Genomic DNA, 26828 nt, shown 5'->3' on the forward strand with positions numbered 1-26828 from the left:
GACGACTATCAAAAGAAAAAGCCACCCCATTAAAGGGGCGTGCTCTATGCTAGGCTAGTTAGGAGCGGCTACTTTTTGTAGAGAAGAAACAAGCTTCTCCAATTCTTCCATGTTCCCTTCATCCAGCAGCTCGACGATTTTGCTTCCGACAATGACTCCATCACAATACGATGCAAGCTCTTTTGCCTGTTCATCTGTTGAAATTCCGAATCCAGCCAGGACTGGGATTCTACTAACCTGTGACACTTTTGAAAGAAAGCTTTTTAATTCCTCATGAAAGCTTGTCCGGCCGCCTGTAACACCCTTCACTGTGACAGCGTACAGAAAGCCATTGCCTTTTCTTGAAATGTCCTCAATTCGTTCAATTGGTGTCGTTAAAGTAACGAGCCGAATAAGTTCAATTCCCGCTTCTGTTAAATAGGGTTCTATAAAGGACTCTTCTTCAATTGGCAAGTCGGGGATAATGCAGCCGTCGACACCAGCGGCACTGCAATCATGACTAAATTTCTCAATTCCGTAGGCCAAAATCGGATTGACATACGTCATAATGATGATCGGTATTGAGATTTGATGTCTGGCTTGCCCGATTTGCACCAACGTTTCTTTCAGAGAAGTGCCTTTTTTCAAGGCTCTGATGCCGGCTTTCTGGATAACTGGGCCATCAGCGACAGGGTCGGAAAATGGAATTCCAATTTCCACTGCAGAGCTACCGAAACTCTCAAGCAGTTTAATAGTTTCACCCAATTTTTCAATACCGCCATCTCCTGCCATGATATAGGGGACAAAAGCCTTTTCCCCTTTACTCGACAGCTGGTTAAGTTTGAGTGTCAACCTATTCATCTCCACTTCCTCCTTTCAATCTAGCCCGTACTGTATCAATATCCTTGTCACCCCTGCCGGATAAACAGACAACAACTGATTCATCAGCGGACATCCTCCCTGCAAGTTTTACAGCATATGCGACTGCATGGGCACTTTCAAGCGCTGGGATAATTCCTTCCTTGATGGATAGCAGTTTAAACGCGGCTAACGCTTCTTCATCCGTAATGGAATCATATGTGACCCTGCCCGAATCCTTTAGATAGCTGTGCTCGGGGCCGACCCCCGGGTAATCAAGGCCAGCTGAAATCGAATGAGCTTCCTGGATTTGGCCTTCTTCATTTTGCAAAAGATACATGAAGGCGCCATGCAGGACACCTGGTTTCCCCTTTGCCATAGATGCCGCATGGAAAGGTGTATCAATTCCGCTACCTGCAGCTTCAACACCAAATAGGCGAACTCCCTCTTCTTGTATAAACTCGTAGAACATGCCGATTGCGTTGCTGCCTCCGCCAATGCATGCCACAACAGCCTCTGGCAACCTTCCTTCTTTTTTCAAAAATTGCTGTTTCGTTTCCTTTCCTATCACACTTTGAAAATCGCGGACAACTACCGGGAAAGGATGCGGGCCCATAACCGAGCCTAGGAGATAGTGCGTATCATCAACATTGGCAACCCAGTATCTGAGTGCTTCATTAACGGCATCCTTCAAGGTAGAGCTGCCGGAATCGACGCTGACTACCTTTGCGCCGAGAAGTTCCATCCTGAATACATTAAGAGCCTGTCTTTTGACGTCCTCCGCCCCCATGAAAACAACGCATTCCAGGTTAAGCAACGCGCAGACTGTCGCGGTTGCAACACCGTGCTGGCCCGCACCGGTTTCGGCGACTATTTTTCGTTTGCCCATTCGAAGCGCAAGCAGTGCCTGGCCGATTGTATTGTTAATTTTGTGTGCGCCTGTATGGTTTAAATCCTCGCGCTTCAAATAAATTTTAGCTCCTCCAGCATGCCTTGTAAGATTTTCTGCAAGATAAAGCGGCGTTTCCCTTCCTACATATTCCTTTAAGAGCCTATTGATTTCATGATGGAAGTCCGGATCCTCCTTCGCCTCCTTATAAGCCTCTTCCATTTGAAGGATCGCTTGCATCAATGTTTCAGGTACAAATCTTCCGCCAAACATCCCGAAGTGTCCCCTTTCGTCTGGCAATGTATATGTTGTCATACTGTAACCCCTCCCACTTTTTTAGCAGCTTTGATAAATGCCTCTATTTTTCCTAAATCCTTTTGTCCATCAGTTTCGACTCCGCTCGATACATCCACCATGTAGGGTTTTACTGTCATGATTGCTTCTGCAACATTTTCCGGGCGTAACCCGCCGGCCAATATCACCTTTTGCCCGTTCAGTTCGAAATCTTTTAGAAATTCCCAGTCAAAGGATAAACCACTTCCGCCGCGATACGTGCCTTTTGGGCTATCCAGCAAAATATACTCTGTCCGGTACTCCCCGATTTTCAATAAGTCCCTGCGCCCATTGATATTAAGTGCCTTTATGGCAGGATAACGAAGTTCATCAATGAATTCCTGTGATTCTTCGCCATGAAGCTGTATATGAGTAAGACCGCAAAAAGCAGCGATTTCTTCAATTCTTTCCTTCTTTTCATTTACAAAGACGCCCACTTTCATGACATGGCTAGGGAGGTTATCGATGATTTCCCTGGCAGCCTCTTTTGTTATTTTCCTTTTGCTGTCCGCAAAAACAAATCCCAGTGCATCGGCTCCGTATTCAACAGCTTTTAATGCCGCAGCTGTATCTTTCATTCCGCAGATTTTGACTTTCATTTCCTGGCCACTTCCTTTCTCGTCACTTTGAAGGCTGTAAAACTATTGGATAGGGCTGGGCTTTTCATAAAAGATTCGCCTATTAAAAGTCCATCCGCACCCGAAGCCGCAGCAAGTTCAGCATCCTCGGCTGTTTTAATGCCACTTTCACTAATGAAGAACGCACCTGCTTCTTTTACGATTGGCCCAAGTGATTTTGTTGTTTCAAGCTTTACCTCGAACGTTCGCAAATCTCTGTTGTTGACACCAATTAAATCAGCACCTAATCGAAGTGCGGCCGCAAGTTCAGTTTCATCATGAACCTCCACAAGCACCTCAAGCCCCAGAGAGCGGGCATAATGATAGAGTTCCCGAAGCCTTGATTCCTCAAGTGCAGCTACAATTAACAGAACAAGATTGGCTCCGGCTTCATAGGCAAAGTCAATTTGCACTTCATCAATAATGAAATCCTTACATAAAACAGGCAGATTGACTGCCTCTCTTACAGCCTTCAAATCCTCGAATGAACCTTGGAAAAACGGGCTATCTGTTAATACTGAAATCGCTTGTGCCCCTTCAAGCTCGTATTGTCTCGCCTGTTTGGCGGGATCAAGTTCTATGTTGATCACCCCTTTTGATGGAGATGCCCTCTTAAACTCTGCGATAATCAATAATTGTTCGGAATTTCTCAGTTGCTGAATGAATGACCGCTTTTGGTTCCGTTCTTCTTTAACAACAGGCCTGGACTCTTTTAGTCTGATCACTTCAATCTCTTTTTCTTTTAAAATTTTCGTCAAAATTGTTTCCATCAAATGGCCTCCTTCCTGAACTTGTTTGAGTACTCCCTCAAGTCCTCCAGTTTTTTATAGGCCGCTCCGGAATCAATCATTTCCACAGCCAATTTGACACCTTCAGGGATCGAGCTGGCAGCCTCTGCTGTATAAAGGCCGATTCCTGCATTTAACAGGACAGTGTCGCGATAAGCCCCTTTTTCTCCTTTAAGGACACCTTTAAGAATTTCCCCGTTTTGACTCGCTTCGCCACCTTTGATAGAAGTGTTGGCATAGTATGGAAGCCCAACATTATCGGGGGTGATTGTTGTGTAGTTGACTTGCCCGCCTTCAACGATAGCCAGCGTGTTCTCCCCGGCCAGTGATGCCTCATCGAGCGATCCGGCTCCGTTTATGACCACAGCACGCTTCCTTCCAAGTACCGCAAGCGTATTGGCAAAAAGCGGGACAAACTCTGGTTTATAAACACCGACAAGCTGATAATCAAGATCGACTGGGTTTGCCAAAGGTCCAATAAGATTAAACGCAGTCGGGATTTTCAGCTGTTTCCTTACCTTCATAATTCGCTTCAGCTTTGGATGGACTTGTGGAGCAAATAAGAAGGTAATTCCGATTTCCTCTAGCAGCGATTGTGATTCTGAAGGGGAAAGTGCCAAATTTATCCCCAAATATTCAAGAACATCCGCGCTGCCAGTTTTACTGGAAACACTTCTGTTTCCATGCTTTGCAACCTTGATGCCCGCACTGGCAAGCACAAATGCAGATGTACTGCTGACATTAAACGTCGAAGCCCCATCTCCGCCAGTACCACAATTGTCAATTGCACCTTGTGTTTTACCGAATCCAACTGCATTCTCCCTCATTGCTTTTGCCATCCCGGCAATTTCATCAGGTGTTTCTCCCTTTATCTTCAATCCCATTAAAAATGCTGCAATCTCACTTTCTTCTGCCTCATCATTAAGCATCATGCCGACCGCATCCTTCATTTGAACTTCAGAGAGGGACTTGCCCTCAGATAACCGGAGCAAAAATTCCTTCATGTATATCCGTCCTTCCAATTTTTCTAAAAACTTTGTTAAACATGAATGTTGATTTCCGCTCCAGGCACTTCGCTTTCCGCGGGCGGCCTGGGAGCCTCCTCGGCGGCAAGCGCCTGCGGGGTCTCCCACTGACCTTTCTTCCCGCCAGGACGTTGAATAACTTCCCTGAAAAAGCATCGCAGGAGAAAATGCGTATGCATTTTCGAACGAGTCTACGTGCCTTCCGCTTCAATCAATAACTTTTAAAATGCAACGCTATCCTCTAACACAGCTATTTTTAAAATAAAGTTTTTTAGCAAATGTTTCCCATGTAGGGTACCGATTGATTCCGGATGGAACTGCAAGCCGTAAATCGGGTAGTCAATGTGATGGAAGGCCATGATTTCCCCATCATCAACCACTGTTGCATCTACAATCAGTTCAGAAGGCAATGTTTCTTCATCAGCCGAAAGGGAGTGATACCTCATAACTTCGATCGATTCTGGAAGACCCACAAACAGTCCGTTGCTCTTATGGCTAATGAGAGAAACCTTTCCATGCATCACCCGCTTTGCCTTCCGGACAACGCCGCCAAAGGCTTGAGCAATCGCCTGATGGCCTAGGCAGATGCCAAGGATTGGATACTCCGCATGCAATTCCTTAACAACCTCCATGCATATCCCCGCATCCTCGGGCTTACCTGGTCCTGGGGATAGAACAATCGCTTTCGGCTGGAGGGTCCGTATTTCCTCAATGGTAAACCGGTCATTTCGAACAACCAGGATGGTCTCCCCAAGTTCTCCAATGTATTGAAACAAATTGAATGTAAACGAATCGTAATTATCAAGTAGCAGAATCATTTTAAACCTCCAAGGAAAGCTCTCATTTTATTCATCGTCTCTTCGTACTCCGATTCAGGGTTGGAATCGTGTACAATACCTGCCCCTGCCTGGATGAATGCCCGGCCTTCTGCTGTAACAATCATTGTCCGGATGGCAAGTGCAAAATCCATATTGCCATTCGGGGAAACATAACCGATTGCTCCTGAGTAAAGCCCCCTCTTTTTGGTTTCTAAATTGTTGATAATCTCCATAGCCCGTATTTTAGGTGCACCCGAGACCGTACCAGCCGGCAGGCAGGAAGCTAATGCATCCAGAGAAGAGAATTCTTCACGGAGCACTCCTTTCAGCTTGGAAACAAGATGCATGACATGCCGGTATTTTTCAATCTCCAGGTATTTATTGACCTGTACTGAACCAAATTTGCAAATACGTCCGAGATCGTTCCTGCCCAGGTCAACAAGCATCCTGTGTTCGGCTAGTTCTTTCGCATCTTCCTTTAATTCTTTCTCGAGGATTGCTTCCATGTCAGGGTCCACTCCCCTCGGCCTCGTCCCGGCAATCGGATTTGTGAAGGCTGTCCTCCCATCAACCTTGACCAGGCTTTCCGGTGATGAACCAATTACTGTATACTCGCCGAATTCAAAATAGTACATATATGGAGAAGGGTTATGAGTCCTTAGCTTTCTGTAGCAGGAAAACGTATTTCCCGTGAAATCAGCCTGAAGTCGGTGTGAAAGGACTGCCTGGAAAATATCACCTTCTGCAATATGCTCTTTAACAATGCCAACCTTTTTAATAAAATCGTGCTTTGATAGGGAGTGCCGGAAGGTCCCGAGTTTAAAGGCTTCAGGTTCCTGTTCAGGAAGTTTGGCTCCCAATTCCTTTTTCCTTCCTTCAAGCCTTATGGACAGGCTCATATCATCCGTTGTTTCCAGGAGAGGGTATCCGGTCAGAAACACCTTTTGCTCCAGGTGATCGAATACGACCAACTCTTCGTAAAACATGAAATGTGCATCGGGCATGCCGATTTCATCATGAAGTTCAAGGCCGATTCTCTCGTAAAAACGAACGATATCATAGCCCGCATATCCAACTGCTCCTGCAAAAAACGGAAAAGGCACTCCGCTTGAGTCCGGTTCACGCAGAAGAGTTTGAATAACATTAAACGGGCTTTCTTCAAAAAAGGTTTCTGTTCCATCATTTGAAATTAGCCGTGTCACCCCTCCACTTGTTTTAAGTTCAAAAGCAGGGTCAGCACCGATAAACGAAAATCGTCCAGCTTGGTGATGCTTCAGGGAGCTTTCGAGAAGAAACTTTTTCGTGCCGGACAGCTTTTGAAATATGGATACAGGGGTCAACGTATCCCCGTTCAATTCAATAACTAGCGGTTTTGTCTGCGTTTTTAATTGTTTCAGCATTGGTGCTGTCCCTCCTTTTTCAGTAAATAAAAAAGTCCCCTATACACATACGAAATGTGTATAGAGGACGATTAAATAACCGCGGTGCCACCTCAGTTGAAGCAGAAATCTGCTTCCTCTTTCAGGTACAGGAAAAGTCCGATACCCTATCCTTTTAACGGCAGAACCCGTGCACCCCTACTTCATTCAAAGTGCCTCTCGCAAGCCCATTCCATCCCTTCTCCTGTACCGGTTTCCACCATCCCGGCTCTCTGTGACAATCTGAAAGAATGTACTCCCCTTGCTCAACGATTTGTCATTATGAAATTTTAAACAACATTTTTGAACGCAAAAAAGGGCTCCAGTCCATAAAGGACGGGAAACCCGTGGTGCCACCTTTGTTGGCTGAAAACAGCCCGCTTAGTCCGTATCGGGCTTAAAAAGCCGAATACGCGCCTTATTATAACGGAAAGGCAAACCGCCTGAGCCTACTTCCTAAACGGGTTTCGGTCAAGTGCTCGGAAGTCCATTCACCAAAGCTTCATCACTGATTCACACCATCCATCAGCTCTCTTAAGATTCTGCTATGGTTACTACTCTTCGTCAACGCTTAATATTGTGTTTAATATTAATACTGTAATTCGCGAAAGTCAACTAAATTTTATAAATTTTTAAAATATACTACATTTTCACCAGCTTTTTTAGACTCCTTCTCCATTCCTCAGCAAGCTCGGGAATGTCAATCACTTCCAGAATGAGTGCTTGATTATGCCGCTTTTTATGAAGAATGATTTCAGCGGCACTTAGAACTGAGATTCCTTTAGGATGCTTCTGGATTAATTCAATATTGGCTTCCCTGTTAATCGATCCCTCTTCTAGCACACGAAAGAAATATCCCGTCAGGCATGTCTCCATCGCCCGTTTAAGAAACACATCAATATCATTGTATCTTGAGATGCTTGAACAAGGGATTCTTCCTTGAGTTACCTGTACAGTTGCATTGCCAATCTTAAAAATATCTCCTATATGTACATCTTTTTCAAGCATGCCGGTTGCAGTAATATTTTCTCCAAAAATAGGCGGCTCAAGCTTTTTTCCGAATTCAGCCTCCCACTTTGCATAATGCTCATACGGATATAAACAAAGTGCCCGGTCAGGCCCTCCATGAAAGGCAGGATGTGCCACTCCATCGCCTGCAAGCCCCTCCTTGTAGAGATAAGCTTCCAGTACTGGCTCTTTGCCAATTGCCGAACGATAGGCTTTGCCATTATGCAAAAATTTTTTAGGTTTTCCAAGTGAAAATTGGACAATGTTCATTTCATTCATTTCCAGATCCTCCAATCCCATTAAAAGGATGTGTTTTGATTAACTACATTTTCTAAAATAAGCAAATAGTAAGGTTACAACCAGTATACACTTCCATTGCTGCGGCAAGGAAAGAAAAACGAAGCAAAGGCGGTTCAGTAGAACATGGATCACATTGATCAACTGTGCATAGGGACAGATAAACAAAAGAAAGGAAAGTCTTCTGAGCTTTCCAAACAGAAATGGGCAATCCTTTCCCTTTCTTCCATTCCGCTTGTCATGACTTTGGGAAATTCGATGCTGATTCCAGTCCTGCCAAGGATGGAAAAAGAATTGGCTATTTCTCCGTTTCAGTCGAGCATGATTATTACTGTTTATTCGATAGTGGCCATTGTTTTGATTCCTTTTGCCGGCTATTTGTCCGACCATATTGGGAGGAAAAAAGTGATTATTCCAAGCCTCATTATTGCAGCAGTTGGCGGAATTATTTCAAGCTGGGCATCGTGGAAAGCCGATGATGCCTACTGGATTATCCTTGCAGGCAGGGCTCTTCAGGGAGTCGGTGCTGCTGGGGCTTTTCCAATTGTCCTTCCCCTTGTTGGAGACCTTTTTAAGAATGATGACGATGTGAGCAGTACACTTGGAATGATCGAAACGTCAAACACACTTGGAAAGGTACTAAGCCCTGTGCTTGGATCGTTTTTGGCCGGAATTCTCTGGTATTTGCCATTTATCTCAATCCCGCTATTTTGTACGGTATCAATCATCATGATGATTTTTCTAGTAAAATGCCCAAAGATTACGAACAAGCCTGTTCCATTCAAAAAATTCTTCGAAGGTGTCAAAGAAACCTTTACGAAAAAAGGGCGCTGGCTCTATGCAATCTTTTTCATTGGCGGCATTTTGATGTTTGTGCTGTTTGGAATACTTTTTTACCTATCCGATATTTTTGAAAAACAGTATGCGATTAAAGATATTAAAAAGGGGTTATTCCTAGCGTTGCCATTGGGTGCTTTATGCCTCGCTTCCTTCATTACGGGAAAGGTGATCAAGAAAAATAAAGTATTAATGAAATGGCTGATTTTAATTGGGATTGTAATGGCTGGGGCAGCAATCGCTGCGTTGTATTTTTCCGATAAGCTATGGTACTTGCTCCTGATGTTTACGATTGCCGGTATTGGCATCGGCACAAGCTTGCCTTGCCTGGATTCCCTCATTACTGAAGGAGTCGAAAAAGAAGAACGGGGTACAATCACGTCGATATACAGTTCGATGCGTTTTATCGGTGTTGCGGTTGGGCCGCCGGTCATTGCTCTCCTGATGAAAAAAGCGGATGTCTGGATATTCATCTTGCTTAGCGGTGTTTGTATCCTGAGCGCTTTTGTGACAATCAGGCAAATCCGCCCTACCAACCAGAAACATCCTAAACACTTTTAAAGGCAGCTGAACAGCTGCCTTTTCAGTTATGTTTGTCCTCGAACTCAGAAAAAAATGATATACATAGCTCAAAAATATGTTATAGTATAAAAGTATTCATATTTGCGGGTGTGGCGGAATCGGCAGACGCGCTAGATTCAGGTTCTAGTGGGGGCAACCCCGTGGAGGTTCAAGTCCTCTCATCCGCATAAAAAGATGCTGTCCCAAAAAGTCGTTGCCTGACGGCTTAACTGGGACAGTTTTTTTATGGGCTGTCCCGTATACTATTTTTTCGCCATTCACATTAAGTTTTGATTTACCTCATTGTTGTGTTATTTTAAGGAAAGACAAGATCTGAAGCTTGGAGGGTAGACACATATGGAGATAATTGGACATTCAGTAGAGTATTTGGAGGATCCATTCGGCCTATTGAAAGGTGAACGCTTTGAATTTTTGCTTGATTTGGAAATTGACGAAGAAGATGAGCTTTATTCTGAGGCTGGGACTGGGTTAAAGGTTATTTTTGCAATCGAGGGTGACAAGAAGAAAATAGCCCAATACAATTTCTTCGAAAAAGAGTCTGGAAAAGTTTTGGACCTGGCTCTTGAAGAAGATGAAGAAGAAATGGTGATTCAGTATTGCAGCAATCATATCGATGAAGCTTGAATACGTATAACAAAAGGTGTCCGCGATCGTAAGCGGACACCTTTTATTTATGGTTTATAATGATAGCAAACAAAAGATTCTTCTGTTGTGAAGCCTTCACTTGTATATAGGCGGACTGCCAGTTCGTTTTCGGCATTTACACTCAGGATGGCATGATCGAATCCTGATTCCAATCCGGCTGTAAGGCCTGCCCGCAATAACTGCCGGCCGAGGCCTTTCTTCTGGTAATCAGGCAAAAGTGCCAATGGACCAATAACAGCATACGGAATACCATTGTACAAATCCTTTGCTACGCGGACGAGGCCAATAGCCCTGCCATGGTGCAGGATGAATCTAATTCCGTTTGGAACCGAATCTTTACGCACCGCCAGTTTGGCTGTTTCCTCAGGAGTAATAGGTGTTTCAGATCCAGCCAGTGTCGAAAATGCTGTATTGCGAATATGGCAATATGCTTCTTCATCTTTTCCAAGTTCAAATATTTTTACCGAATATCCTTCAGTCAGCTGCACGGCCGGGACTTGCTGTAGTTTCCGTGTTAATAGATAGGAGAATCTGGCAACCTGAAAACCCAGCCTAATAAGCTGGTCCCTAACTGAAGCCATTCCCTCCGGAATAAACAGGACTGCTGTTTCAATTGATGCCATTTCAGTTTTAATTGCATTAAAAAGCTGGTCGTACACAATAGAGGAGTTGTCTTTACTATGAAGGATCCGGAACCGGGCCTTTTTTCCCCGAAGCAAATAATCATCCATCCTCAAGCTGACGGCCCCAATCACTTCATCTCGATCCAGAGCGATGTAGGATGGGTCATCTTTTTCAAGCTTAAGTGCTTTCAGCTCGTCATCGCCAAGGTATGAATCGTCCAGGCTATCCCGATGCGATTTGCAATATTGGATGAATGCGTCGGCATGTTGAGCCGTTACTTTGACAATTTCCATAGGCTCCGCCCCTGTTTTTCCAAAAATAACTGAAAATGATGAACCTAGATATAGCGCTTGCTAGTGTTTGCGACTGCCTGAATCTCCCTTGTTGCCCGTCTCATCTCACTTTTACAGATTGGGCATTGGGGTACATCTTCACTTTTAAAATTATCGCGGATCCAGGCTTTGCAGCCATCTGCAGTGCACTCCCAAACTTCAGTAGCTTCCAGTACAACTTCTTCAACATTTCTTCTTCCAAACGCCATTCGAGGCACCTCCATTAACATTATTCAATCGGTGGATTCCGATTCCGAAGCGGGCAGACATATCCCTTTACTGCTAGATGCCCTGAAGAAAAAAACACCGCATTATAAAAAGGACATATGTGCCGCTCTTTATAAAATCGGTGATGCTGAAAATTTGTTTTGTTTTTCCTTCTGTCTATCATTATAGCACATTTCTTTAAAAAGGTCATACGGAAACTGCTAAGCCTTTGCACTGAAAAATATATGCCTGGCAACAAGGCTTTCTCCTGCATGGATAATTCCAAAAGAAAAATATTTTTGCCTTCGTTTATCAGTTGGTGAACCCGGGTTAAAAAGGAGGATGTCCTGTTCATATCGAAGGACTGGTATATGGGAGTGGCCGAATACGATACAGTCTACTTCCTCTTCACAAAACGCATCGATTGCCCGCTTTTCGGTTGTCTTTCCCTTTCCATGGCCGTGGACAATGCCAATCCTGTATCCATTGGCCTCAATAACTTTTTTGAATGGCAAAAGGGCTGTCAGCTCCGGGCCATCGACATTGCCAACTACCCCTTCCACTTTGGCAAACGTGGAAAGCTCCTCTAGGACTTGTGCAGTCTGCCAGTCACCGGCATGAATAATCAGATCTGCAGAACTGGCCTCCTCTAGCAGCTCATCGGGGAGCTGTTTTGACCGCTTTGGAATATGCGTATCTGAAATGACGACAATCTTCAAGCTGGCATACCCCTTTCCTTCAATTATTTAAACGCCATTGCGGCTTGAACAGCCTTTTTCCAGCCGGAATATAGCTGTTCGCGCTCGTTATCCTCCATTGCAGGTTCAAACCGGCCGCCAATTGCCCACTGTTCACTAATTTCCTTCCTATCCTTCCAAAAACCAGTGGCCAGCCCAGCTAAGTAAGCGGCACCAAGGGCGGTTGTCTCATTTATAACAGGCCTTTCAACCGGCACATTAAGAATGCTGCTCTGAAATTCCATCAAAAAGCTATTATTGACAGCACCGCCATCAGCCCGTAAAGTCTTCAGGCTGATACCTGAGTCCGCTTCCATCGCTGATAGGACATCCTTCGTCTGGTATGCAAGCGATTCAAGGGTAGCTCTGATAAAGTGCTCTTTTGCTGAGCCTCTCGTCAGCCCAAATACAGCCCCCCGTACATCGCTGTCCCAGTATGGAGTCCCGAGGCCAACAAAAGCTGGTACGACATATACTCCATCGGTAGAGCCGACTCTTGATGCGTATGTCTCACTGTCCTTAGCAGAACGGATCATCCGAAGTCCATCACGAAGCCACTGGATTGCAGAGCCGGCAACAAAAATACTGCCTTCAAGCGCATATTCGACCTTTCCGCCAATACCCCAGGCGATCGTCGTCAGCAGCCCATGATTCGATTTAACCGCCTTTTCCCCTGTATTCATAAGCATAAAGCAGCCTGTTCCATATGTATTTTTCGCCATGCCCTCCGCGAAGCATGCCTGTCCGAACAACGCAGCCTGCTGGTCACCGGCCGCTCCGGCAATCGGGATTTCCTGGCCAAAGAAATGGTGCGGGGCTGTTTTGGCATAAACCTCCGAGGATGGACGGACTTCAGGAAGCATCGATTCAGGGATATCAAGAACGGACAAAAGCTCTTCATCCCATTTAAGGTCATAAATATTGTATAACAGCGTCCTCGAAGCATTAGAGTAATCGGTCACATGGGCGCTGCCACCTGAAAGCTTCCAGATCAGCCAAGTATCAATGGTTCCGAATAACAGCTTCCCATCGTTTGCCTTTTCCCGGGCACCGCTCACATGGTCCAAAATCCATTTCACTTTTGTACCTGAAAAGTAAGCGTCTATCAATAAGCCCGTTTTATTCCTAAATAAATCACTGTACCCCGCGGCTTTCAGCTCTTCGCAAATATCGTTTGTCTGCCTCGATTGCCAGACGATCGCATGATAAACCGGACGTCCAGTTTCCTTATCCCATACAACTGTCGTTTCGCGCTGATTGGTAATGCCGATCGCAGCTATTTCTGATGGTTTTACCCCTGATTCTGTCAGGCACGACGCTATTACAGAAAGAATCGATCCCCAAATTTCTTCAGCGTTATGTTCTACCCATCCTGGCTTCGGAAAGTGCTGTGTAAATTCTTTCTGCGCCATATGCACAATTTGTCCGTCACGATCAAAAAGGATCGCGCGCGAGCTTGTCGTCCCCTGATCCAATGCAAGAATATAGTTTCCCATATGATCCTCCTGTCAATTATAATGGCTGGCTTCCCTACTCCCATTGTAAATGAACTGCGATGTTTCTGCCTTTTTTGACTATTTCCTAATATCCTCTTTTTTCTCAAAGAATTTGAAAAGAATGACGCAAACAGCAAGCCATGCTCCACCTGCAGCAAACCCGCCAATAATGTCACTCGGATAGTGGACACCGAGATAAATCCTACTAAGTCCTACCATAAGAATAATGAAAAGGAGGGCACCAGTGCCAGCTAACTTCATTTTCCACTTTTTTGCATAGTGGAAGATAAGGAAGGCGGCTGCACCGTAAAAAATGAAAGAGCCCATTGAATGCCCGCTTGGGAAACTATAACCCTCTTCTTCTATTAAAGGTTTAATGTCGGGTCTTTCCCTATGGAATAGTTCTTTTAAATACAGATTAAACAGAGACCCAACTCCTGAAGAGAATGCAATGAACAATCCTGAGCGCCATTTCTTTTTTAAAAGACAAAACACCATGGAACAAATGACGGAAGCTGTCAGCCACGGAATGGATCCCAGAAAAGTAACCATTAGCATAAGTTCCGTTAACTCGGATGAAATAAATCTTTGTACGAAGTTGATGATGGTTTCATCAAATATTTCAATATCTTTTTCTTTAAGCTCACTTGCTGTTTCCAAAAATATATAAACGAATCCTAAAAAAACGGCTACCGAAAGCCCAATATACGAAAAGGCAAATTTCACGAGTCTCCCAGCCATGATTCCTCCCCTTTCTGATGTAAAAGAACTATGCTCCATTAAGGGCGCTTTCCTTAAAGGCGAACCTCTGCTGTTAATTTCTTAACATAAAAAGGGCCGAATACGGGGACGGCCCTTGATTCTGATTAGTGGATTTGCAGTATATTAAAAGTTTTGCCCGCATCGGTTTTTTCTTGTCGGTTGGGTATGACAGGCGGAAACTGATGGGAACGCTTCACCTGGTTTGAGACCATTCTATCAACGACCGTTTTCACTCGCAATGCTCTAAAAGGGCGTTGACACTATCCTATCAACGACGTTTTTCTCTCGGATTGCTCCATAAGGGCGTTGATACAAACTTATCAACGACCGTTTTCACTCGCAATGCTCTAAAAGGGCATTGACACTATCCTATCAACGACGTTTTTCTCTCGGATTGCTTCATAAGGGCGTTGATACAAACTCATCAACGACCGTTTTCTCTCGCATTGCTCTAAAAGGGCGTTGACACTATCCTATCAACGACGTTTTTCTCTCGGATTGCTTCATAAGGGCGTTGATACAAACTTATCAACGACCGTTTTCTCTCCGAACCTCCCATAAGGTCGTTGACACCACCCTATCAACGACCGTTTTCACTCGCAATGCTCTAAAAGGGCGTTGACACTATCCTATCAACGACCGTTTTCACTCCAAACCTTCCATAAGGGCGTTGACACGAATACCCTTATGCTTCTTTTTTCTTTTTAGGCATGACTTTTCTTTTCGGTGCAGGTCCCGTTGCCGTTGCCGGTGCTGCTGCTGGCTTCGCCGGTTTTGTTTTGTCAATCGAGGCCTGGAGCGCCGCCATCAGGTCGGTAACATTGGCAGGCTGCTCTTTTGCGGTTGGTGCAACGACTTCCCGGCCTGCCCGTTTCGCGTCAATCAGTTCCATCAAAGCTGTCCGGTACTCATCGGTGTATTTCTCAGGCTCAAATTCAGTTGTCAGCTGGTCAATAAGAAGAATCGCAGTCGAGATTTCTTTCTCTGAAACATTTTCAGCTTCCGGTACATTTGGAACATCGCCAGCTTTTCTGACCTCATCCGGATAATGAATGGTTTCCATGACAAGTGTATTTTCATATACCCTAATGACAGCAAGTTGCTCCTTTGAGCGAATGACAATTTTAGCCAGTCCGACCTTTTGCGAATCCTCGAGCGCTTTTCTTAAGAGTGAATATGCCTTGCCGCCGCCCTCATGAGGGGACATAAAGTACGTTCTGTTAAAATAGATCGGGTCGATTTCCTCCATTTTTACAAAATCGATAATTTCAACGGCTTTATCTTCTTTCGTCTTTTTTAGATTTTCTAGGTCCTCATCTTCCAATACCACAAATTTACCCTTTGTATACTCATACGCTTTGACGATTTCCTCATTTTTTACTTCCCTGTCACAGACGGGGCAAACCTTTTCGTATTTAATTGGTGAATGGCATTCCTTATGCAAAGTCCGAAGTTTGATATCCCTGTCCTCTGTTGCTGCATGAAGCTTTATCGGAATATTAACAAGCCCAAAACTAATGCTTCCTTTCCAAATCGTATGCATCCCACGTCCTCCAGTCATTTTTTCTTTTAGTTTGCACAGTTGCGCCAATAACACACATATTAGGTAATGGAAATTGGATAAAACGAGCATATTTTTAACAGACTAAACGAAAAAGAATGGGGGCCGGCACAAATGAAGCCTATGCTTCCTATACTTAGTTTTAAACAGCCAACCAAAACAGGCTGGTCGTATGAAGTTAAATATGATGGATTCAGGGCGATGCTGGACTGGACAGAAGAAAGAATCGAACTGATTAGCCGAAATGGCAAGCCTCTGCTTCCGCAGTTTCCTGAACTTGAACATTTCCTTACAAGCAGGAGAGAGGTTTTCAGGACTTATTTACCGCTTGTTCTTGATTGCGAGCTAGTCATTCTCGAAAACGAGTTTAAAGCCAATTTTTCAGCAATCCAGGTAAGAGGAAGGATGAAATCTGAAGAGAGAATTCAGGAATCTGCCATGAAAACGCCTGCCCGGCTGATGGCATTTGACTTGCTTAAGCTCGCCGGAAGGAGCCTTATAAACAGCCCTTATCGCGAGCGAAAAAAAGAATTAAAAGACTTGTTTGGAAACACAGGGCTATCGGGAAAAGCAAGTCTGTCGAGCCCGGAACTGCTGCAATTGGTAGAAGCTTATTATCATTTTAACGAGATTTGGGAACAGGTTGTGCTTCATGACGGGGAAGGCATTGTTGCAAAGGACCCGCTTGGCCGCTGGGAAGAAGGAAAACGGACTGATGCATGGGTGAAGCATAAGAATTTCAAGCTTGTAAATTGCTTTCTAATTGCTTATGAAAAAGCAAATGGTTACTATCATTGCGCAGTTTATAAGGATGATAAAATTTTTAAAATCGGCCATATTTTATTCGGATTCCAGCCTGAGGAAAAGCAGGCTTTATCAGCTGTGATTCGCCAAAACAGCACCAACGAGGATCATCGATTCATCTATGTGGAGCCAGGCATCTGCTTTGAAGTAAAATACCTGGAACTCTATGATGGCGAATTGCGGGAGCCCCATTTTAATAGATTTCGCTTTGATTTGAAGCCGGCGGACTGTACGTATGATCATTTTCTTTTCAATCAGAAAAATGCACCTGAAGATGTGGAGATTACCCATCCCGACAAGCCAATATGGGAAAGCCCTCCTATTAGAAAAATAGATCTAATCCATTATTTAAGAGAAGTTTCACCTTCCATGTTGCCGTTTTTACAAAAACGGCTGCTGACCGTAATCCGTTATCCGCATGGAATGTTTGGCGAGGCATTTTATCAAAAAAATTGCCCGGATTATGCACCGGATTTTGTTGAAACACATTTGGATGAAGATATTCAATATATTGTCTGTAATGGATTGAAAACTCTGGTCTGGCTGGGAAACCAGCTGGCGATTGAGTTCCATATCCCTTTTCAAACGATTGACTCGCATCCAACTAAAGCGTCCGAAATTGTCCTTGATCTTGATCCGCCTTCAATAGATGAGTTTCAGTTATCCGTGACAGCAGCTTTATATATTAAAGAAGTAATAGACGGCCTGAATTTGACCGGTTTTGTAAAGACGTCAGGCAATAAAGGGCTTCAGGTTTACATTCCGCTCCCGGCGAATACGTATACTTTCGATGAAACGCGACTGTTTACGGAGTTCATAGCAAACTATCTCGTTTCCAAGGAGCCGGACTTGTTTACTATTGAGCGGATGAAGAAAAACCGCGGAAACAGGCTTTATGTCGATTATGTTCAGCATGCCCACGGCAAAACGATCGTTGCTCCATATTCCCCAAGGGGGAACGCGCACGCAGGTGTGGCCGCCCCGCTTTTTTGGGAAGAAGTTGACAAAAGATTGGACCCAAAGGAATTCAATCTGCCAAATGTGTTGAAAAGGTATAGGAAAATTGGTGATCCGTTCAAAGATTACTTCATTGCCGGGGAAGATCAGCCTTTTGGACCTGTTTTGAACTTCCTGAAGAACACAAAATAGAGCCGGTTTTGCGCCGGCTCTTGAAGTAGGAACTCTTTTGACTGTTTTCGTAACATTCCTATTTGAGAGCTATTAGACCATTTAGCTATATTTAGAAAGGATCCGTCTTGCTTCTTTTTGCAAGTATGAATACCTATCCTGCTCGCCCAGGTCAACCTGATCAGTCACTTCAACCGAAGAACTCGCAAGGTCAAACTCAGCTTTTGCCTTATACACAAATGTTCCATTTCCGATCAGTTCAATTTTATACATACCCTCGTGTTCACGGACGATGCACTCTACCATGCCGCCATCATTGTACACCCTTATCGGTTTTTCGGTCTGGTTATATCCATACAGACATGTAACCAGTGAGGAGGCCGACATGGCCGTACCGCATGCATTGGTGAAGCCGCCCCCTCTCTCAAACGTCCTGACAAAAATATGCCCTTCAGCAAGGTTTCGCACGAAGCTGACGTTCACTCCATCAGGAAAAAGTTCATTGGGCCCATTTACTTTTTCGCTAATTGACCTTTGAAGACTTCCGGCAAGCTCCGCCTGGCCGACGATGGAAACCAAGTGGGGATTCGGCATAGCCACAGCCGTAAACTCCAGAAATCTGCTTAATTCAGGAATTCTGCCTTTTACAAGCGTCTCTTTGTCCAAGTTGAGCGGGAGATCCTCCAAAGCAAAAAGAACTAGGGAGATTTCCACATTGAAAGTGGAGACACCCTCATAGATATCGGGATATTTTTGGACAAGGAGGTTCACCTTCATCGTTTCAACAATAGCCGTTTCCTTGCCAAGCAGCTCACAAATAAATCTGCCGGCGCAGCGCAGGCCATTTCCGCACATCGAAGCCTCGGATCCATCTGCATTGAATACCCGCATCGCCGCATCTGCTGTTTCGCTTTTTTGAATATACAGGATGCCATCCGCACCAGGCCCATTTTCACGATCGCAAAGCAAGCGGGCAAGCCGCCCCCGTTCTTCATATGTAAAAAGTTCCCCACTGGAAAACTCATCAATAAGCAAAAAATCATTTCCAGAACCATGCACCTTAATAAAATCAACCTTCACACGTATACCCCCAGCTAAAATCACTATGTCTCTCAGAGAAGCACCATACAGTCTTTCATAGTAAGAATGGTATATGGGTCATATTATTGCAAGATTAGCGTTCTATGAAAAATTCTTGTACGAGCACGGAAAAATAGAGGAGCCGTTCATTTGGAGCCGCTGAATCATCCAAAGTAAAAACCGGTGTATTCGGGTCAGGGAAACGGGCTTCCCACTCCAAAGGCATCATCCCTCTTCTTAGCCTTGCGCAATGTTGCTCCGTGCCTGCTTCCACCTTGACATCCATAAAAAACCTCGAGCCAGACACATACAGCGGGCTGCTTGTCTCTATACCAGCTTGTAATAAGCGGGCTGCTTCATTCCTGCTGTCAATCAGGCTTCCAAGGTATAAACCTTTTTCATCAAAGCTATCAATTTTACCCCGGGATACAGAGTAAACAGCTAAAGGCAGTTTGTCTTGATCGCACAGCTCAAACTCCTTGCGGCTGGTTAATATATGCTTTAGTGTACGTTTCCTTTTCATTATCTCTCCAATTTTGACTCCAGCTGGCGAAAACAAGAGAATAGTCGGAGAAACATGATTGCTATACAGGACAAGCATGCTTCTTGCTTCTTGCAGCGGTACGTTTACACCATGATATCCTGTTCCGGCCGCTTCCGCGTGCTTGGCTTTCATGAGATGTATTTGAAAATAGACCAAGCTTGTACCGATAAAGGGAAGACAAAACAGCATAATCTTACTGTTTCCTATATAGGCAATATTTAGAATCACTAATAAAAACGCAGGCAGAAGAAAAAGAAGGCTGGAGTTTAATAATGCTTTTGCACTTTCGCCATAATAATCGGATATGTTCATAATTGGCTCCTAAATACCTTTTTTCTTCTATTCTATTTCCTGCTTGTCCAAATCATGAATAAGATTTGGCCTTTTAACTTTGAGCCCAGCTTATCAGTTCTCGTGCAACTCGTTTTGCATCCGAGTACCCTTGCTCATATAGACTTGCTAATTTGACTGGGTCTTTTTCCATTCTGCCCACCTTTAATGGATGGGTTGGCTGAATAATGAAAACCTTGCCTTCCTGCCTTTCTCTCCCCAAATACGAAACAGTATCATTGTATACCTGGTATCGTTTGCGAAGGCTTGTTTGAAGCCCTTTGTACTGCGGATACTTCCGATTAACCATGAAATGAAACCGGGAAGGTTTTTTTATATATCCTTCGTTGCGTGTCAGGATTACGACATTTTTATGAAAACCTTCCGATTGAGCCTTTTTTATCGGAATAGGGTCACTGATACCACCATCCAGAAGCGTTCTGCCGCTAAATTGAATTTCCGGTGCGACGAACGGCAGTGAGCTGGACGCCTTCAATACTGTCAGCAATTCGGTTCCATAGTCGTTTTTTCCGAAATAAACCGGCTCACCTGAAGTACAATCGGTCGTTCCGATCACGAATTCGGATTGGTTTTGATTAAAAGCTTGATAATCAAAGGGGACTAGTTTGTTCGGGATTTCATCAAAGATAAAATCCATTCCGAACAGCTGTCTGTTCTTCCTGAAATTTTGCCATGACAAATAGCGGGGGTCAGAAACATACTCAATATTGACCACCTTGTTTCGGCCTCTTTGTCCTGACAAGTACGATGCTGCATTGCATGCGCCGGCTGAAACTCCAATTACATAAGGGAATGAGAGTCCGCTCTCGAGGAAATATTCAAGTACCCCTGCCGTATAGACTCCTCTCATTCCTCCCCCTTCAAGTACGAGGCCAACTCCATTCAACACACTGAAACTCCCCTTTCTTTTTCATATATGAAGAATTATAGAGGAATGACCCGGCATAAACAAAGATACCAACTCAAATTATTTCCCTTTCCTGAACGGTACATCACTTGGTAAAATGAATAAAACAACAAGTCTGCGGGGTAGCAGTTTAATGGATATAATACTTTTAAAAAATGCGACAATTGTACCTATTACTACTGAGCCGCTCGAAGGAGCCGACTTACTCGTATCTAAAGGAAAGATTGTTGAAATCGGCATGAATCTTAAGGCTTCAAAAGGAACAGCGATTATTGACTGCAGGCAAAACTTTTTGCTTCCAGGGTTTATTGATGTCCATACCCACCTTGGCCTTTATGATGAGGGTACCGGCTGGGCCGGCAATGATGCGAATGAAACAGTTGAGCCAATGACACCGCATATCCGGGCGATTGATGGCGTTTACCCTTTTGATTCAGGTTTTGCGGATGCTATCCAACACGGGATCACAACAGTCCATGTCATGCCAGGCAGCGCCAATGTAATCGGCGGTACAACCGCGGTAATTAAAACGACAGGGAAAAACGTTCAGGATATGATTATCAATCCACTGGCAGGACTTAAAATAGCCCTCGGTGAGAATCCGAAACGAATTCACAGTAATGGCATGAATGATTCCATTACAAGAATGGGCCTTATGGGAATGCTGAGGGAAGCCTTTTACAAGGCGCGCAATTGTGAGGACTCGGATGATTTACGGTTTGCTCCATTGTTAAAGGCATTAAACCGAGAAATTCCTGTAAGAATCCATGCCCATAGAGCCGATGATATTTTAAGTGCATTACGATTTGCACAGGAGTTTGATCTGGATCTTCGCATCGAACATTGCACTGAAGGGCACCTTGTTGCTGACGAATTGAGCGGACTAAGGCTTAAGGTATCAGTCGGGCCAACCTTGACGCGCAGGGGAAAGGTTGAATTGAAAAACAAAAGCTGGACCACATACCAAAGATTGTCGGATGCCGGTATTGAAGTTTCAATTACAACGGACCACCCTTATACTCCGATTCAATATTTGAATGTTTGTGCCGCAATTGCTGTAAGAGAGGGATTGCAGGAGCATAAAGCTCTTGAAGGGATTACCATCCTTCCGGCAAGGAATCTTGGCGTCGACAACCGTGTCGGCAGCATCGAAACAGGGAAAGACGCGGATCTTGTCCTTTGGAGCAACCATCCATTCCATTTTATGGCGAAGCCGTTATGGACAATGATTGATGGGAAATTTGTCTATCAGCGAATTTTGTAGAAAATGCTCACAAAAACACCAAAAATTAATGATAAAAACCTATTTATTTTTAAAGAAAAATCTTGTATTATACTTTTTGTGATTACTATTTTTAATGTAATCCTGCTGCTCAACGTTGATACACAATACAAATTCATATATGTGCATTGGGAAGGCAAATGGTGCGCCACCAGTCAAGACTGGTCTTAGTGGGTTCGATTCCCACCCCGAAATTTTTTACGCAATTTTAAAAATTTCGAGGGTGGAAATGTTCCTGTCCACAGGACTGGTCTGCCCTGACTGGAGGCTATTTTTATGCTCAAAAAACGCGATCTGACCGATTGCCATGCCCTCTATGACCTTATTACACATCCTGATGTGTTTCCGTTTGTCCGCCATAAAGCGAATTCCTATGAAGAATTCCTATTTTTGACGAAGCAAGTTATTGAAGCTGAGGAACGCGGTGAGGTCATTTCCAGGACAATTACCGATGAATGGGGTTCGCCAATCGGCACTATTTCCCTATTTGATGTTTCCGACAATGCCGGTTTCCTCGGGACCTGGCTTGGCAAGCCTTATCATGGCCGGGGCTATAATAACCCCGCCAAGGAAGCATTTTTTCAGGAAGTATTTTACGAACTTGGCATCGATACAGTTTTCATGCGGATAAGAAAGGCAAATCTCCGCTCAATCAAAGCAGCTGAAAAATTACCCTATTCTGTGAGAGCAAATGAATCTAGGCAAGCTTTGTATGCAGAACTGAATGCAGAAGGCGATATCTTTGACCTTTATGAGATTCCAAAAGACCATTATACGTTTCACTTCATGAGAAAGCAGGCCGAAATACAGGAAGAAACACATCTGCTTGAAGCTTAATCGTTAAAAAATAAAACTGCGAATGAATCGCAGTTTTATTTTTTGTATCCAGTTTACATAATTATATTATTATCCTGGTTTACATAATAAAACTATTGTCTTCACCCCTAATTGCTGCTCTAGAATCCCAAACCGTTAAGACGCAATTGAACCTTAGCCCCCCTATCGGCATAAAATGGGGTAACGGCCCAAATGAAACAAAGTTATATGGCGTTGAGAGGGTGATTGCAATGTTTCCATGGGGGGGCTTCCCTTTTTCAAAAGACATGATGAAAAACATGAAACCAGAAATGATTGAACAATATGTAATGGATGCCATTAAAAACTACATGCCCCAGGGCGGGGAAACAGGCACTATTTTCTCAAACAACCAGTCAGAATCCCCGGAACAGTCATCTAGAAGGAATATTCAGGTTAATATATTTGAAACTCATGAATTTGTCTTTGCAAGATTTCCAGTAAAACCTGAGTGGCTGGATGAGATGCGTATATTTCATACGTCAACCGAGCTGATTATCGAAAACATCCCTGAGGCAGGCAATAGTGAATCTTTTACACTTCCTGTACCGGTACGGAAAAAAGGGGTGACAGCTGCTGCTGTAGACGGAATTCTGGAAATTAAATTTCTCAGATCCCTCCATACCCATCTTTCCGAGATCCAGATTGAAAGGTAATTTGGCTTGTCGTTATCTTTTTTCTAAATTTAAAACTATATCGACATGCAATTGAAGCAGGCTGACTTTGTCCCTATCATTCAGGCTTGAGGCAAGCAGCCTCTTTGTCGCTGAATAATATTTCTCCAATAGACCTTTGCGTGCTCTGGGGTGGGAATTTTCATCGAGCAGCTCTCTTCTTATCGCATCCTTCAATACCATTTCACTTTGATTGTCAATTGACTCTAACCGGCGATTATTCCAGACCTTCCTGTATTCTTCCAATAGGCGATCGTAATCCATCTTATACCTCCTCGCACCCCATTCTATATGTCACTAGCATTTTACATATTCACGTTACTCTTTGCAAAAAATAAAAGCAGCAAATTGACATAACAGGAGGAAGCCATGCCATCACCATACAGATGCCCAAACTGCAAAACAAACCGCAGCAGATTTACGATCATTGAACAGGTACCGCGTGCGGTCAAAATGGACCCTTCAACTGGTGAAATAGACAGGGAATATGGTCCAGGGGAACTTGAGCCCTTCCATTTAGCGTACAATGGTCCAGAAGCTAGAATTCAATGTGGGGTATGCGGGCTGATTGAGGATGAAAAAATGTTTGCCCAATTTGGCCGCCTTACTTAAAAAGGCAGCATCCGGCTTACCGGATGCTGCCTTTTTTGTTCTACAAACCTGATAAGAATGGATTATTTTCGATGAAGGAATGTGTGTCAATCCTCCATGCATTTGCTGGAGATGCCCGGAAAAGAGTGACTTCAGTTTCTTTTACGACCCGGCCTTCTCCGTTTATTTGCCATTCAAGCACGATTGGCACACTGATGGTCAATTCTTCTTGAAAATTCTCAACCGGAAGCTCGGGCATCTTCGATATTTTGACATTCTCAACATGATGAAAAAGCGGCTTCCAATCTGTTCTTTTTATGGATAGGGCTGAAACAATCTTTTTGTCCTGTTCTTTAAGCCCTGCAATAAAGTATGTAACAGTATCATAGGGATTATCTGTTGCCAGAAGCTTCTCAAGCCGGCCAGCAGCTTTGTACACCATCAGTTTGTGGGAAAGGTCCATTTCCCGCTTGCTGTGTGTGGAGCTTTTGTAAAAATGAATACAAAAATGGCCGCGAAAGTTATTTTGGAGAGCCCCAGCTCCGTGAGGCATGCCATTCATCGAAGCGGCAATTTTCTTTTTTCCATGTAAGGCATAAATGGCCCTTCTTTTCCAGCTCCATTTACCTCCGTAAATTTTTTTCATTATTTTCGTATCCTCGGTTGTCAGGGGCTGTACATCAGCATGTCTGCTGCCAGCCCTCCTTTGGACACGAAATGCCAGGCCTGTTTCGACATCAACGACTGTAAATTTGCTATAACGCGGGAAAAGTTGTCTTACTTCCTCCCAGGGAAGAAGTGTTGCTTCGCTCTGCCCGGCCAGGGGATCAGATGGAAATTGAAATAAAAGGATGATTGAAACCAGCAGCATACTCATACGTTTTAGCACAGGAAGTCCACCCATTCGGTTAAAATTTACTATGGAAAGTTTTCCACGATGGCTCCCTGTTCATTCCATGAAAATGCCTCCATCTTTAAAAATGGAGGCAAATTGATTTAATCTCTTCCGTGGTTTTCAACATATTCCCTTGCTTTATCAATTCCGATCGCAATTGCCTTTCCTTCATCGTTGTCCTCTTCAAGAATTGCATTCGCAATTTCAATTGCTTTTTCTCGAACTTCTGGGTCGAGGTTTTTCATTGAAGCAGGATAATCATCTTTTGACCAAGGCATTTTTAACAACTCCTTAAAGCGGGATTTACCACACATTACCCCTTCTACGAAGCTCCAAACCGATTACCGGGTTCAGATGTCTTCAAGCGCAACAAGAGTTTCCTTGAGTGATTCCCAGTTTACTTCCTCTCCAATAAAAACCATATTGAGGGGCATATTCATATATTCTTTCATATAGGAAGGCATTCCATATGAATATTGAAATAGCTCAGGATAAGCCGATCCCTTATACTTCACATACCCTTTAATCCGGTACATATTTTCTGGAAGGCTACGAAGAAACTGTTCAAACGCCTCACGATCGACTGGTTTTGAAAAGGTATGGACATATGTCCCCAGTCCCAAATCCTTTGTATGAATATGAGTCCGTTCCTGTTTGCCAGGCACGCTGGAAAGTTTTCTAATGTCCTGTAAAGGGGTCTTGGAATAATCAGTCAAAATACACTTGGCATGAGGATTGAGTGCCTGGATGCTAATACTAACGTCCGCCTGTTCTTTTTCCGATAATACTCCTGCTTTATTCACGATTACATAATCGGCATGACGGACCTGTTCCAGTAAAAGCCGTTGAAGCTGGGGCCCGAGTTTAGAACGGTCCAGCCATCTCTGGCCATCAACGGTTGTAATAATCCCCTTCGGCTCAATTTGGTCGGCGAATAATGGTGAAACAAGTGCATCAAGGATTTCGACAGGATGGGCAGCCCCAGTTGTTTCAACATATATGGCATCTGGCTTCTCCACCTGGAGCAAGCCTTGAAGCTGCCCCTCCACCTGTCCGCTCATCGTACAGCAGATGCACCCGCCCAATAATTCTTTTAATGCGACATCTTCCCCTACCGCATCAGAATCAATTGACACTGCCCCAAGCTCGTTCATCATGACTGCTACCTTCCGGTCATGTTTCTTTTCGTCCTCGAGAAGCCTCTTTAAAAGTGTCGTTTTCCCACTTCCAAGGAAACCCGATAGGATATAAATTTCTGTTTTGTTCATCGGCACCTTTTCCTCTCCTGTCAAAAGCCTATTCTTCCAGCATTTCAATTACCATGGCCCGAAGGATTCTTTCAAGCTCCAATTCATTCTTGCTGGTCAAATAACCTGTTTTCTGAAACCATTCTTCCTTGCATTTCCAAATTGGAATATAGCCATTTGGAAAATAATCATCATCCTGCTCAATGCCGATTTCTATAAAAGACTCATAATCATCATTAAAGTAATCTTTGTCAGCCTGTTTATTTCCTTTTTGCTTTCTGACCAATTCAAGAATCAAATGCTGGCCCCGTTCAAAAAAAAGAGGCTGGTATTCAGTTGCTACCGTCATGCAGATTGTATTGCAGAGACTCTCAATATTCTCAATATCTTCTTTAAGCTGTCTATCAAAATGGATGATTTGTTTCATTTCTCTCACCCCGTTCATTCCATCATTGGCAAGGATATTCCTGCCCTTTTGTACCACTCGTGGCTTTTTCCGTTATACTATCTAAACAGTCATTTTATAGTATTTTCTAGGCTCTTACAAACCAAATGCCCGCAGTTAGAAACGGAAGCCGTGTTTTGAAGGGAATAAGCTACTGAAAAGGAAAGTTTGAACAAATTGAAGAGGCTTACCCAAGCCGGGCAGTCTTCTCT

At 44.0% G+C, this 26828-nt stretch carries 29 protein-coding genes, 1 tRNA gene and 2 other annotated features; of the genes, 8 read left to right on the forward strand and 22 right to left on the reverse strand.

What is annotated here, in order from left to right:
* Nucleotides 1–54: 54 nt before the first annotated feature.
* From trpA to A8F94_RS02700, 8 genes are all read right to left on the reverse strand, one after another.
* On the reverse strand, nt 55–840 hold the full coding sequence (gene trpA, locus A8F94_RS02665) for a tryptophan synthase subunit alpha (protein WP_066195233.1): 786 nt from the start codon (nt 838–840) through the stop codon (nt 55–57).
* The gene (trpB, locus tag A8F94_RS02670; protein WP_066195235.1) at nt 833–2041 is read right to left on the reverse strand and encodes a tryptophan synthase subunit beta; all 1209 of its coding nucleotides are present in this window, start codon (nt 2039–2041) and stop codon (nt 833–835) included. Before trpB ends, trpA begins: the two co-directional genes overlap by 8 nt.
* Nucleotides 2038–2658: a phosphoribosylanthranilate isomerase gene (locus tag A8F94_RS02675; protein WP_066195240.1), complete on the reverse strand. Its 621-nt coding sequence runs from the start codon at nt 2656–2658 to the stop codon at nt 2038–2040. Before A8F94_RS02675 ends, trpB begins: the two co-directional genes overlap by 4 nt.
* On the reverse strand, nt 2655–3446 hold the full coding sequence (trpC, locus tag A8F94_RS02680; protein WP_066195243.1) for an indole-3-glycerol phosphate synthase TrpC: 792 nt from the start codon (nt 3444–3446) through the stop codon (nt 2655–2657). Before trpC ends, A8F94_RS02675 begins: the two co-directional genes overlap by 4 nt.
* Complete coding sequence (trpD, locus tag A8F94_RS02685; RefSeq protein ID WP_066197200.1) at nt 3446–4468, reverse strand: anthranilate phosphoribosyltransferase; 1023 nt, start codon at nt 4466–4468, stop codon at nt 3446–3448. Before trpD ends, trpC begins: the two co-directional genes overlap by 1 nt.
* A 242-nt stretch (nt 4469–4710) precedes the next feature.
* On the reverse strand, nt 4711–5307 hold the full coding sequence (locus A8F94_RS02690) for an anthranilate synthase component II (RefSeq protein ID WP_066195245.1): 597 nt from the start codon (nt 5305–5307) through the stop codon (nt 4711–4713).
* Nucleotides 5304–6707, reverse strand: coding sequence for an anthranilate synthase component I (gene trpE, locus A8F94_RS02695; RefSeq protein ID WP_066195248.1), 1404 nt, complete (start codon nt 6705–6707; stop codon nt 5304–5306). The genes A8F94_RS02690 and trpE overlap by 4 nt, the downstream gene beginning before the upstream one ends.
* 60 nt (nt 6708–6767) lie before the next feature.
* Nucleotides 6768–7004 (reverse strand) — a binding site (T-box leader).
* A gap of 50 nt (nt 7005–7054) precedes the next feature.
* Nucleotides 7055–7302, reverse strand: a binding site (T-box leader).
* 65 nt (nt 7303–7367) lie between these two features.
* Complete coding sequence (locus A8F94_RS02700; RefSeq protein ID WP_066195251.1) at nt 7368–8012, reverse strand: MOSC domain-containing protein; 645 nt, start codon at nt 8010–8012, stop codon at nt 7368–7370.
* Nucleotides 8013–8156: 144 nt separating this feature from the next.
* On the opposite strand from A8F94_RS02700, the gene A8F94_RS02705 reads away from it, so the two are divergent.
* From A8F94_RS02705 to A8F94_RS02715, 3 genes are all read left to right on the forward strand, one after another.
* On the forward strand, nt 8157–9428 hold the full coding sequence (locus A8F94_RS02705; RefSeq protein WP_066195255.1) for an MFS transporter: 1272 nt from the start codon (nt 8157–8159) through the stop codon (nt 9426–9428).
* Between the two features lie 104 nt (nt 9429–9532).
* Nucleotides 9533–9616, forward strand: a tRNA-Leu gene (locus A8F94_RS02710).
* 169 nt (nt 9617–9785) lie between these two features.
* Nucleotides 9786–10073 (forward strand): DUF6509 family protein, encoded by a 288-nt coding sequence (locus A8F94_RS02715; RefSeq protein ID WP_066195259.1) that lies wholly within the window; start codon nt 9786–9788, stop codon nt 10071–10073.
* Nucleotides 10074–10120: 47 nt separating this feature from the next.
* Here the strand turns inward: A8F94_RS02715 and A8F94_RS02720 are convergent, their stop codons facing one another.
* From A8F94_RS02720 to ku, 6 genes are all read right to left on the reverse strand, one after another.
* Nucleotides 10121–11011, reverse strand: a complete 891-nt coding sequence (locus tag A8F94_RS02720) for a GNAT family N-acetyltransferase (RefSeq protein ID WP_066195262.1) — start codon at nt 11009–11011, stop codon at nt 10121–10123.
* 44 nt (nt 11012–11055) lie between these two features.
* Nucleotides 11056–11259, reverse strand: coding sequence for a cold-shock protein (locus A8F94_RS02725; protein ID WP_066195265.1), 204 nt, complete (start codon nt 11257–11259; stop codon nt 11056–11058).
* A 219-nt stretch (nt 11260–11478) separates the two neighbouring features.
* Nucleotides 11479–11976: a metallophosphoesterase family protein gene (locus A8F94_RS02730; RefSeq protein ID WP_066195268.1), complete on the reverse strand. Its 498-nt coding sequence runs from the start codon at nt 11974–11976 to the stop codon at nt 11479–11481.
* 23 nt (nt 11977–11999) lie between these two features.
* Complete coding sequence (gene glpK, locus A8F94_RS02735) at nt 12000–13490, reverse strand: glycerol kinase GlpK (RefSeq protein WP_066195270.1); 1491 nt, start codon at nt 13488–13490, stop codon at nt 12000–12002.
* Between the two features lie 78 nt (nt 13491–13568).
* Nucleotides 13569–14231, reverse strand: coding sequence for a phosphatase PAP2 family protein (locus A8F94_RS02740; protein WP_066195272.1), 663 nt, complete (start codon nt 14229–14231; stop codon nt 13569–13571).
* A 706-nt stretch (nt 14232–14937) separates the two neighbouring features.
* Complete coding sequence (ku, locus tag A8F94_RS02745; RefSeq protein ID WP_066195275.1) at nt 14938–15795, reverse strand: non-homologous end joining protein Ku; 858 nt, start codon at nt 15793–15795, stop codon at nt 14938–14940.
* Between the two features lie 132 nt (nt 15796–15927).
* Between ku and A8F94_RS02750 the strand changes: the two genes are divergently transcribed.
* The gene (locus tag A8F94_RS02750; RefSeq protein ID WP_066195278.1) at nt 15928–17766 is read left to right on the forward strand and encodes a DNA ligase D; all 1839 of its coding nucleotides are present in this window, start codon (nt 15928–15930) and stop codon (nt 17764–17766) included.
* 81 nt (nt 17767–17847) lie between these two features.
* Here the strand turns inward: A8F94_RS02750 and dapF are convergent, their stop codons facing one another.
* From dapF to A8F94_RS02765, 3 genes are all read right to left on the reverse strand, one after another.
* A complete protein-coding gene (gene dapF, locus A8F94_RS02755; RefSeq protein ID WP_066195280.1) occupies nt 17848–18825 on the reverse strand; it encodes a diaminopimelate epimerase in 978 nt (325 codons plus the stop codon).
* 94 nt (nt 18826–18919) lie between these two features.
* Nucleotides 18920–19681, reverse strand: a complete 762-nt coding sequence (locus A8F94_RS02760) for a hypothetical protein (protein WP_066195282.1) — start codon at nt 19679–19681, stop codon at nt 18920–18922.
* A gap of 73 nt (nt 19682–19754) precedes the next feature.
* Nucleotides 19755–20609, reverse strand: coding sequence for a patatin-like phospholipase family protein (locus A8F94_RS02765; protein WP_066195284.1), 855 nt, complete (start codon nt 20607–20609; stop codon nt 19755–19757).
* Between the two features lie 151 nt (nt 20610–20760).
* On the opposite strand from A8F94_RS02765, the gene A8F94_RS02770 reads away from it, so the two are divergent.
* From A8F94_RS02770 to A8F94_RS02780, 3 genes are all read left to right on the forward strand, one after another.
* Complete coding sequence (locus A8F94_RS02770) at nt 20761–21891, forward strand: amidohydrolase (RefSeq protein WP_066195286.1); 1131 nt, start codon at nt 20761–20763, stop codon at nt 21889–21891.
* A gap of 294 nt (nt 21892–22185) precedes the next feature.
* Nucleotides 22186–22746 carry a GNAT family N-acetyltransferase gene (locus tag A8F94_RS02775; RefSeq protein WP_066195289.1) on the forward strand — a complete coding sequence of 187 codons (561 nt, stop codon included), beginning with the start codon at nt 22186–22188 and terminating at the stop codon, nt 22744–22746.
* Nucleotides 22747–22976: 230 nt separating this feature from the next.
* Entirely contained in the window at nt 22977–23420 is a 444-nt protein-coding gene (locus A8F94_RS02780) for a hypothetical protein (protein ID WP_066195291.1), read from the forward strand.
* Between the two features lie 12 nt (nt 23421–23432).
* Here the strand turns inward: A8F94_RS02780 and A8F94_RS02785 are convergent, their stop codons facing one another.
* Nucleotides 23433–23702, reverse strand: coding sequence for a hypothetical protein (locus A8F94_RS02785; protein WP_066195294.1), 270 nt, complete (start codon nt 23700–23702; stop codon nt 23433–23435).
* Between the two features lie 105 nt (nt 23703–23807).
* Here A8F94_RS02785 and A8F94_RS02790 point away from each other — a divergent pair, with 105 nt between their 5' ends.
* Complete coding sequence (locus A8F94_RS02790) at nt 23808–24050, forward strand: DNA alkylation repair protein (protein WP_066195296.1); 243 nt, start codon at nt 23808–23810, stop codon at nt 24048–24050.
* Between the two features lie 40 nt (nt 24051–24090).
* On the opposite strand, the gene A8F94_RS02795 is transcribed toward A8F94_RS02790, so the two are convergent.
* The 4 genes from A8F94_RS02795 to A8F94_RS02805 all read right to left on the reverse strand — a co-directional run bounded on the left by A8F94_RS02795 (nt 24091) and on the right by A8F94_RS02805 (nt 26598).
* Nucleotides 24091–24918, reverse strand: coding sequence for a hypothetical protein (locus A8F94_RS02795; RefSeq protein ID WP_254660772.1), 828 nt, complete (start codon nt 24916–24918; stop codon nt 24091–24093).
* Between the two features lie 107 nt (nt 24919–25025).
* Nucleotides 25026–25202: a hypothetical protein gene (locus tag A8F94_RS25600; RefSeq protein ID WP_175384343.1), complete on the reverse strand. Its 177-nt coding sequence runs from the start codon at nt 25200–25202 to the stop codon at nt 25026–25028.
* A gap of 72 nt (nt 25203–25274) precedes the next feature.
* Nucleotides 25275–26192 carry a CobW family GTP-binding protein gene (locus A8F94_RS02800; RefSeq protein ID WP_066197202.1) on the reverse strand — a complete coding sequence of 306 codons (918 nt, stop codon included), beginning with the start codon at nt 26190–26192 and terminating at the stop codon, nt 25275–25277.
* 28 nt (nt 26193–26220) lie between these two features.
* The gene (locus A8F94_RS02805; protein ID WP_066197204.1) at nt 26221–26598 is read right to left on the reverse strand and encodes a hypothetical protein; all 378 of its coding nucleotides are present in this window, start codon (nt 26596–26598) and stop codon (nt 26221–26223) included.
* Nucleotides 26599–26828: the final 230 nt, after the last annotated feature.

The sequence above is a fragment of the Bacillus sp. FJAT-27225 genome (genome assembly GCF_001685025.1).
Classification (GTDB): domain Bacteria; phylum Bacillota; class Bacilli; order Bacillales; family Cytobacillaceae; genus Bacillus_D.

Coding starts and splice junctions, on each gene's coding strand:
- trpA (WP_066195233.1), bottom strand. CDS start 840: ATGAATAGGTTGACACTCAAACTTAACCAGCTGTCGAGTAAAGGGGAA.
- trpB (WP_066195235.1), bottom strand. CDS start 2,041: ATGACAACATATACATTGCCAGACGAAAGGGGACACTTCGGGATGTTT.
- A8F94_RS02675 (WP_066195240.1), bottom strand. CDS start 2,658: ATGAAAGTCAAAATCTGCGGAATGAAAGATACAGCTGCGGCATTAAAA.
- trpC (WP_066195243.1), bottom strand. CDS start 3,446: ATGGAAACAATTTTGACGAAAATTTTAAAAGAAAAAGAGATTGAAGTG.
- trpD (WP_066197200.1), bottom strand. CDS start 4,468: ATGAAGGAATTTTTGCTCCGGTTATCTGAGGGCAAGTCCCTCTCTGAA.
- A8F94_RS02690 (WP_066195245.1), bottom strand. CDS start 5,307: ATGATTCTGCTACTTGATAATTACGATTCGTTTACATTCAATTTGTTT.
- trpE (WP_066195248.1), bottom strand. CDS start 6,707: ATGCTGAAACAATTAAAAACGCAGACAAAACCGCTAGTTATTGAATTG.
- A8F94_RS02700 (WP_066195251.1), bottom strand. CDS start 8,012: ATGAATGAAATGAACATTGTCCAATTTTCACTTGGAAAACCTAAAAAA.
- A8F94_RS02705 (WP_066195255.1), top strand. CDS start 8,157: ATGGATCACATTGATCAACTGTGCATAGGGACAGATAAACAAAAGAAA.
- A8F94_RS02715 (WP_066195259.1), top strand. CDS start 9,786: ATGGAGATAATTGGACATTCAGTAGAGTATTTGGAGGATCCATTCGGC.
- A8F94_RS02720 (WP_066195262.1), bottom strand. CDS start 11,011: ATGGAAATTGTCAAAGTAACGGCTCAACATGCCGACGCATTCATCCAA.
- A8F94_RS02725 (WP_066195265.1), bottom strand. CDS start 11,259: ATGGCGTTTGGAAGAAGAAATGTTGAAGAAGTTGTACTGGAAGCTACT.
- glpK (WP_066195270.1), bottom strand. CDS start 13,490: ATGGGAAACTATATTCTTGCATTGGATCAGGGGACGACAAGCTCGCGC.
- A8F94_RS02740 (WP_066195272.1), bottom strand. CDS start 14,231: ATGGCTGGGAGACTCGTGAAATTTGCCTTTTCGTATATTGGGCTTTCG.
- ku (WP_066195275.1), bottom strand. CDS start 15,795: ATGCATACGATTTGGAAAGGAAGCATTAGTTTTGGGCTTGTTAATATT.
- A8F94_RS02750 (WP_066195278.1), top strand. CDS start 15,928: ATGAAGCCTATGCTTCCTATACTTAGTTTTAAACAGCCAACCAAAACA.
- A8F94_RS02760 (WP_066195282.1), bottom strand. CDS start 19,681: ATGAACATATCCGATTATTATGGCGAAAGTGCAAAAGCATTATTAAAC.
- A8F94_RS02770 (WP_066195286.1), top strand. CDS start 20,761: ATGGATATAATACTTTTAAAAAATGCGACAATTGTACCTATTACTACT.
- A8F94_RS02775 (WP_066195289.1), top strand. CDS start 22,186: ATGCTCAAAAAACGCGATCTGACCGATTGCCATGCCCTCTATGACCTT.
- A8F94_RS02780 (WP_066195291.1), top strand. CDS start 22,977: ATGTTTCCATGGGGGGGCTTCCCTTTTTCAAAAGACATGATGAAAAAC.
- A8F94_RS02785 (WP_066195294.1), bottom strand. CDS start 23,702: ATGGATTACGATCGCCTATTGGAAGAATACAGGAAGGTCTGGAATAAT.
- A8F94_RS02790 (WP_066195296.1), top strand. CDS start 23,808: ATGCCATCACCATACAGATGCCCAAACTGCAAAACAAACCGCAGCAGA.
- A8F94_RS25600 (WP_175384343.1), bottom strand. CDS start 25,202: ATGCCTTGGTCAAAAGATGATTATCCTGCTTCAATGAAAAACCTCGAC.
- A8F94_RS02800 (WP_066197202.1), bottom strand. CDS start 26,192: ATGAACAAAACAGAAATTTATATCCTATCGGGTTTCCTTGGAAGTGGG.
- A8F94_RS02805 (WP_066197204.1), bottom strand. CDS start 26,598: ATGAAACAAATCATCCATTTTGATAGACAGCTTAAAGAAGATATTGAG.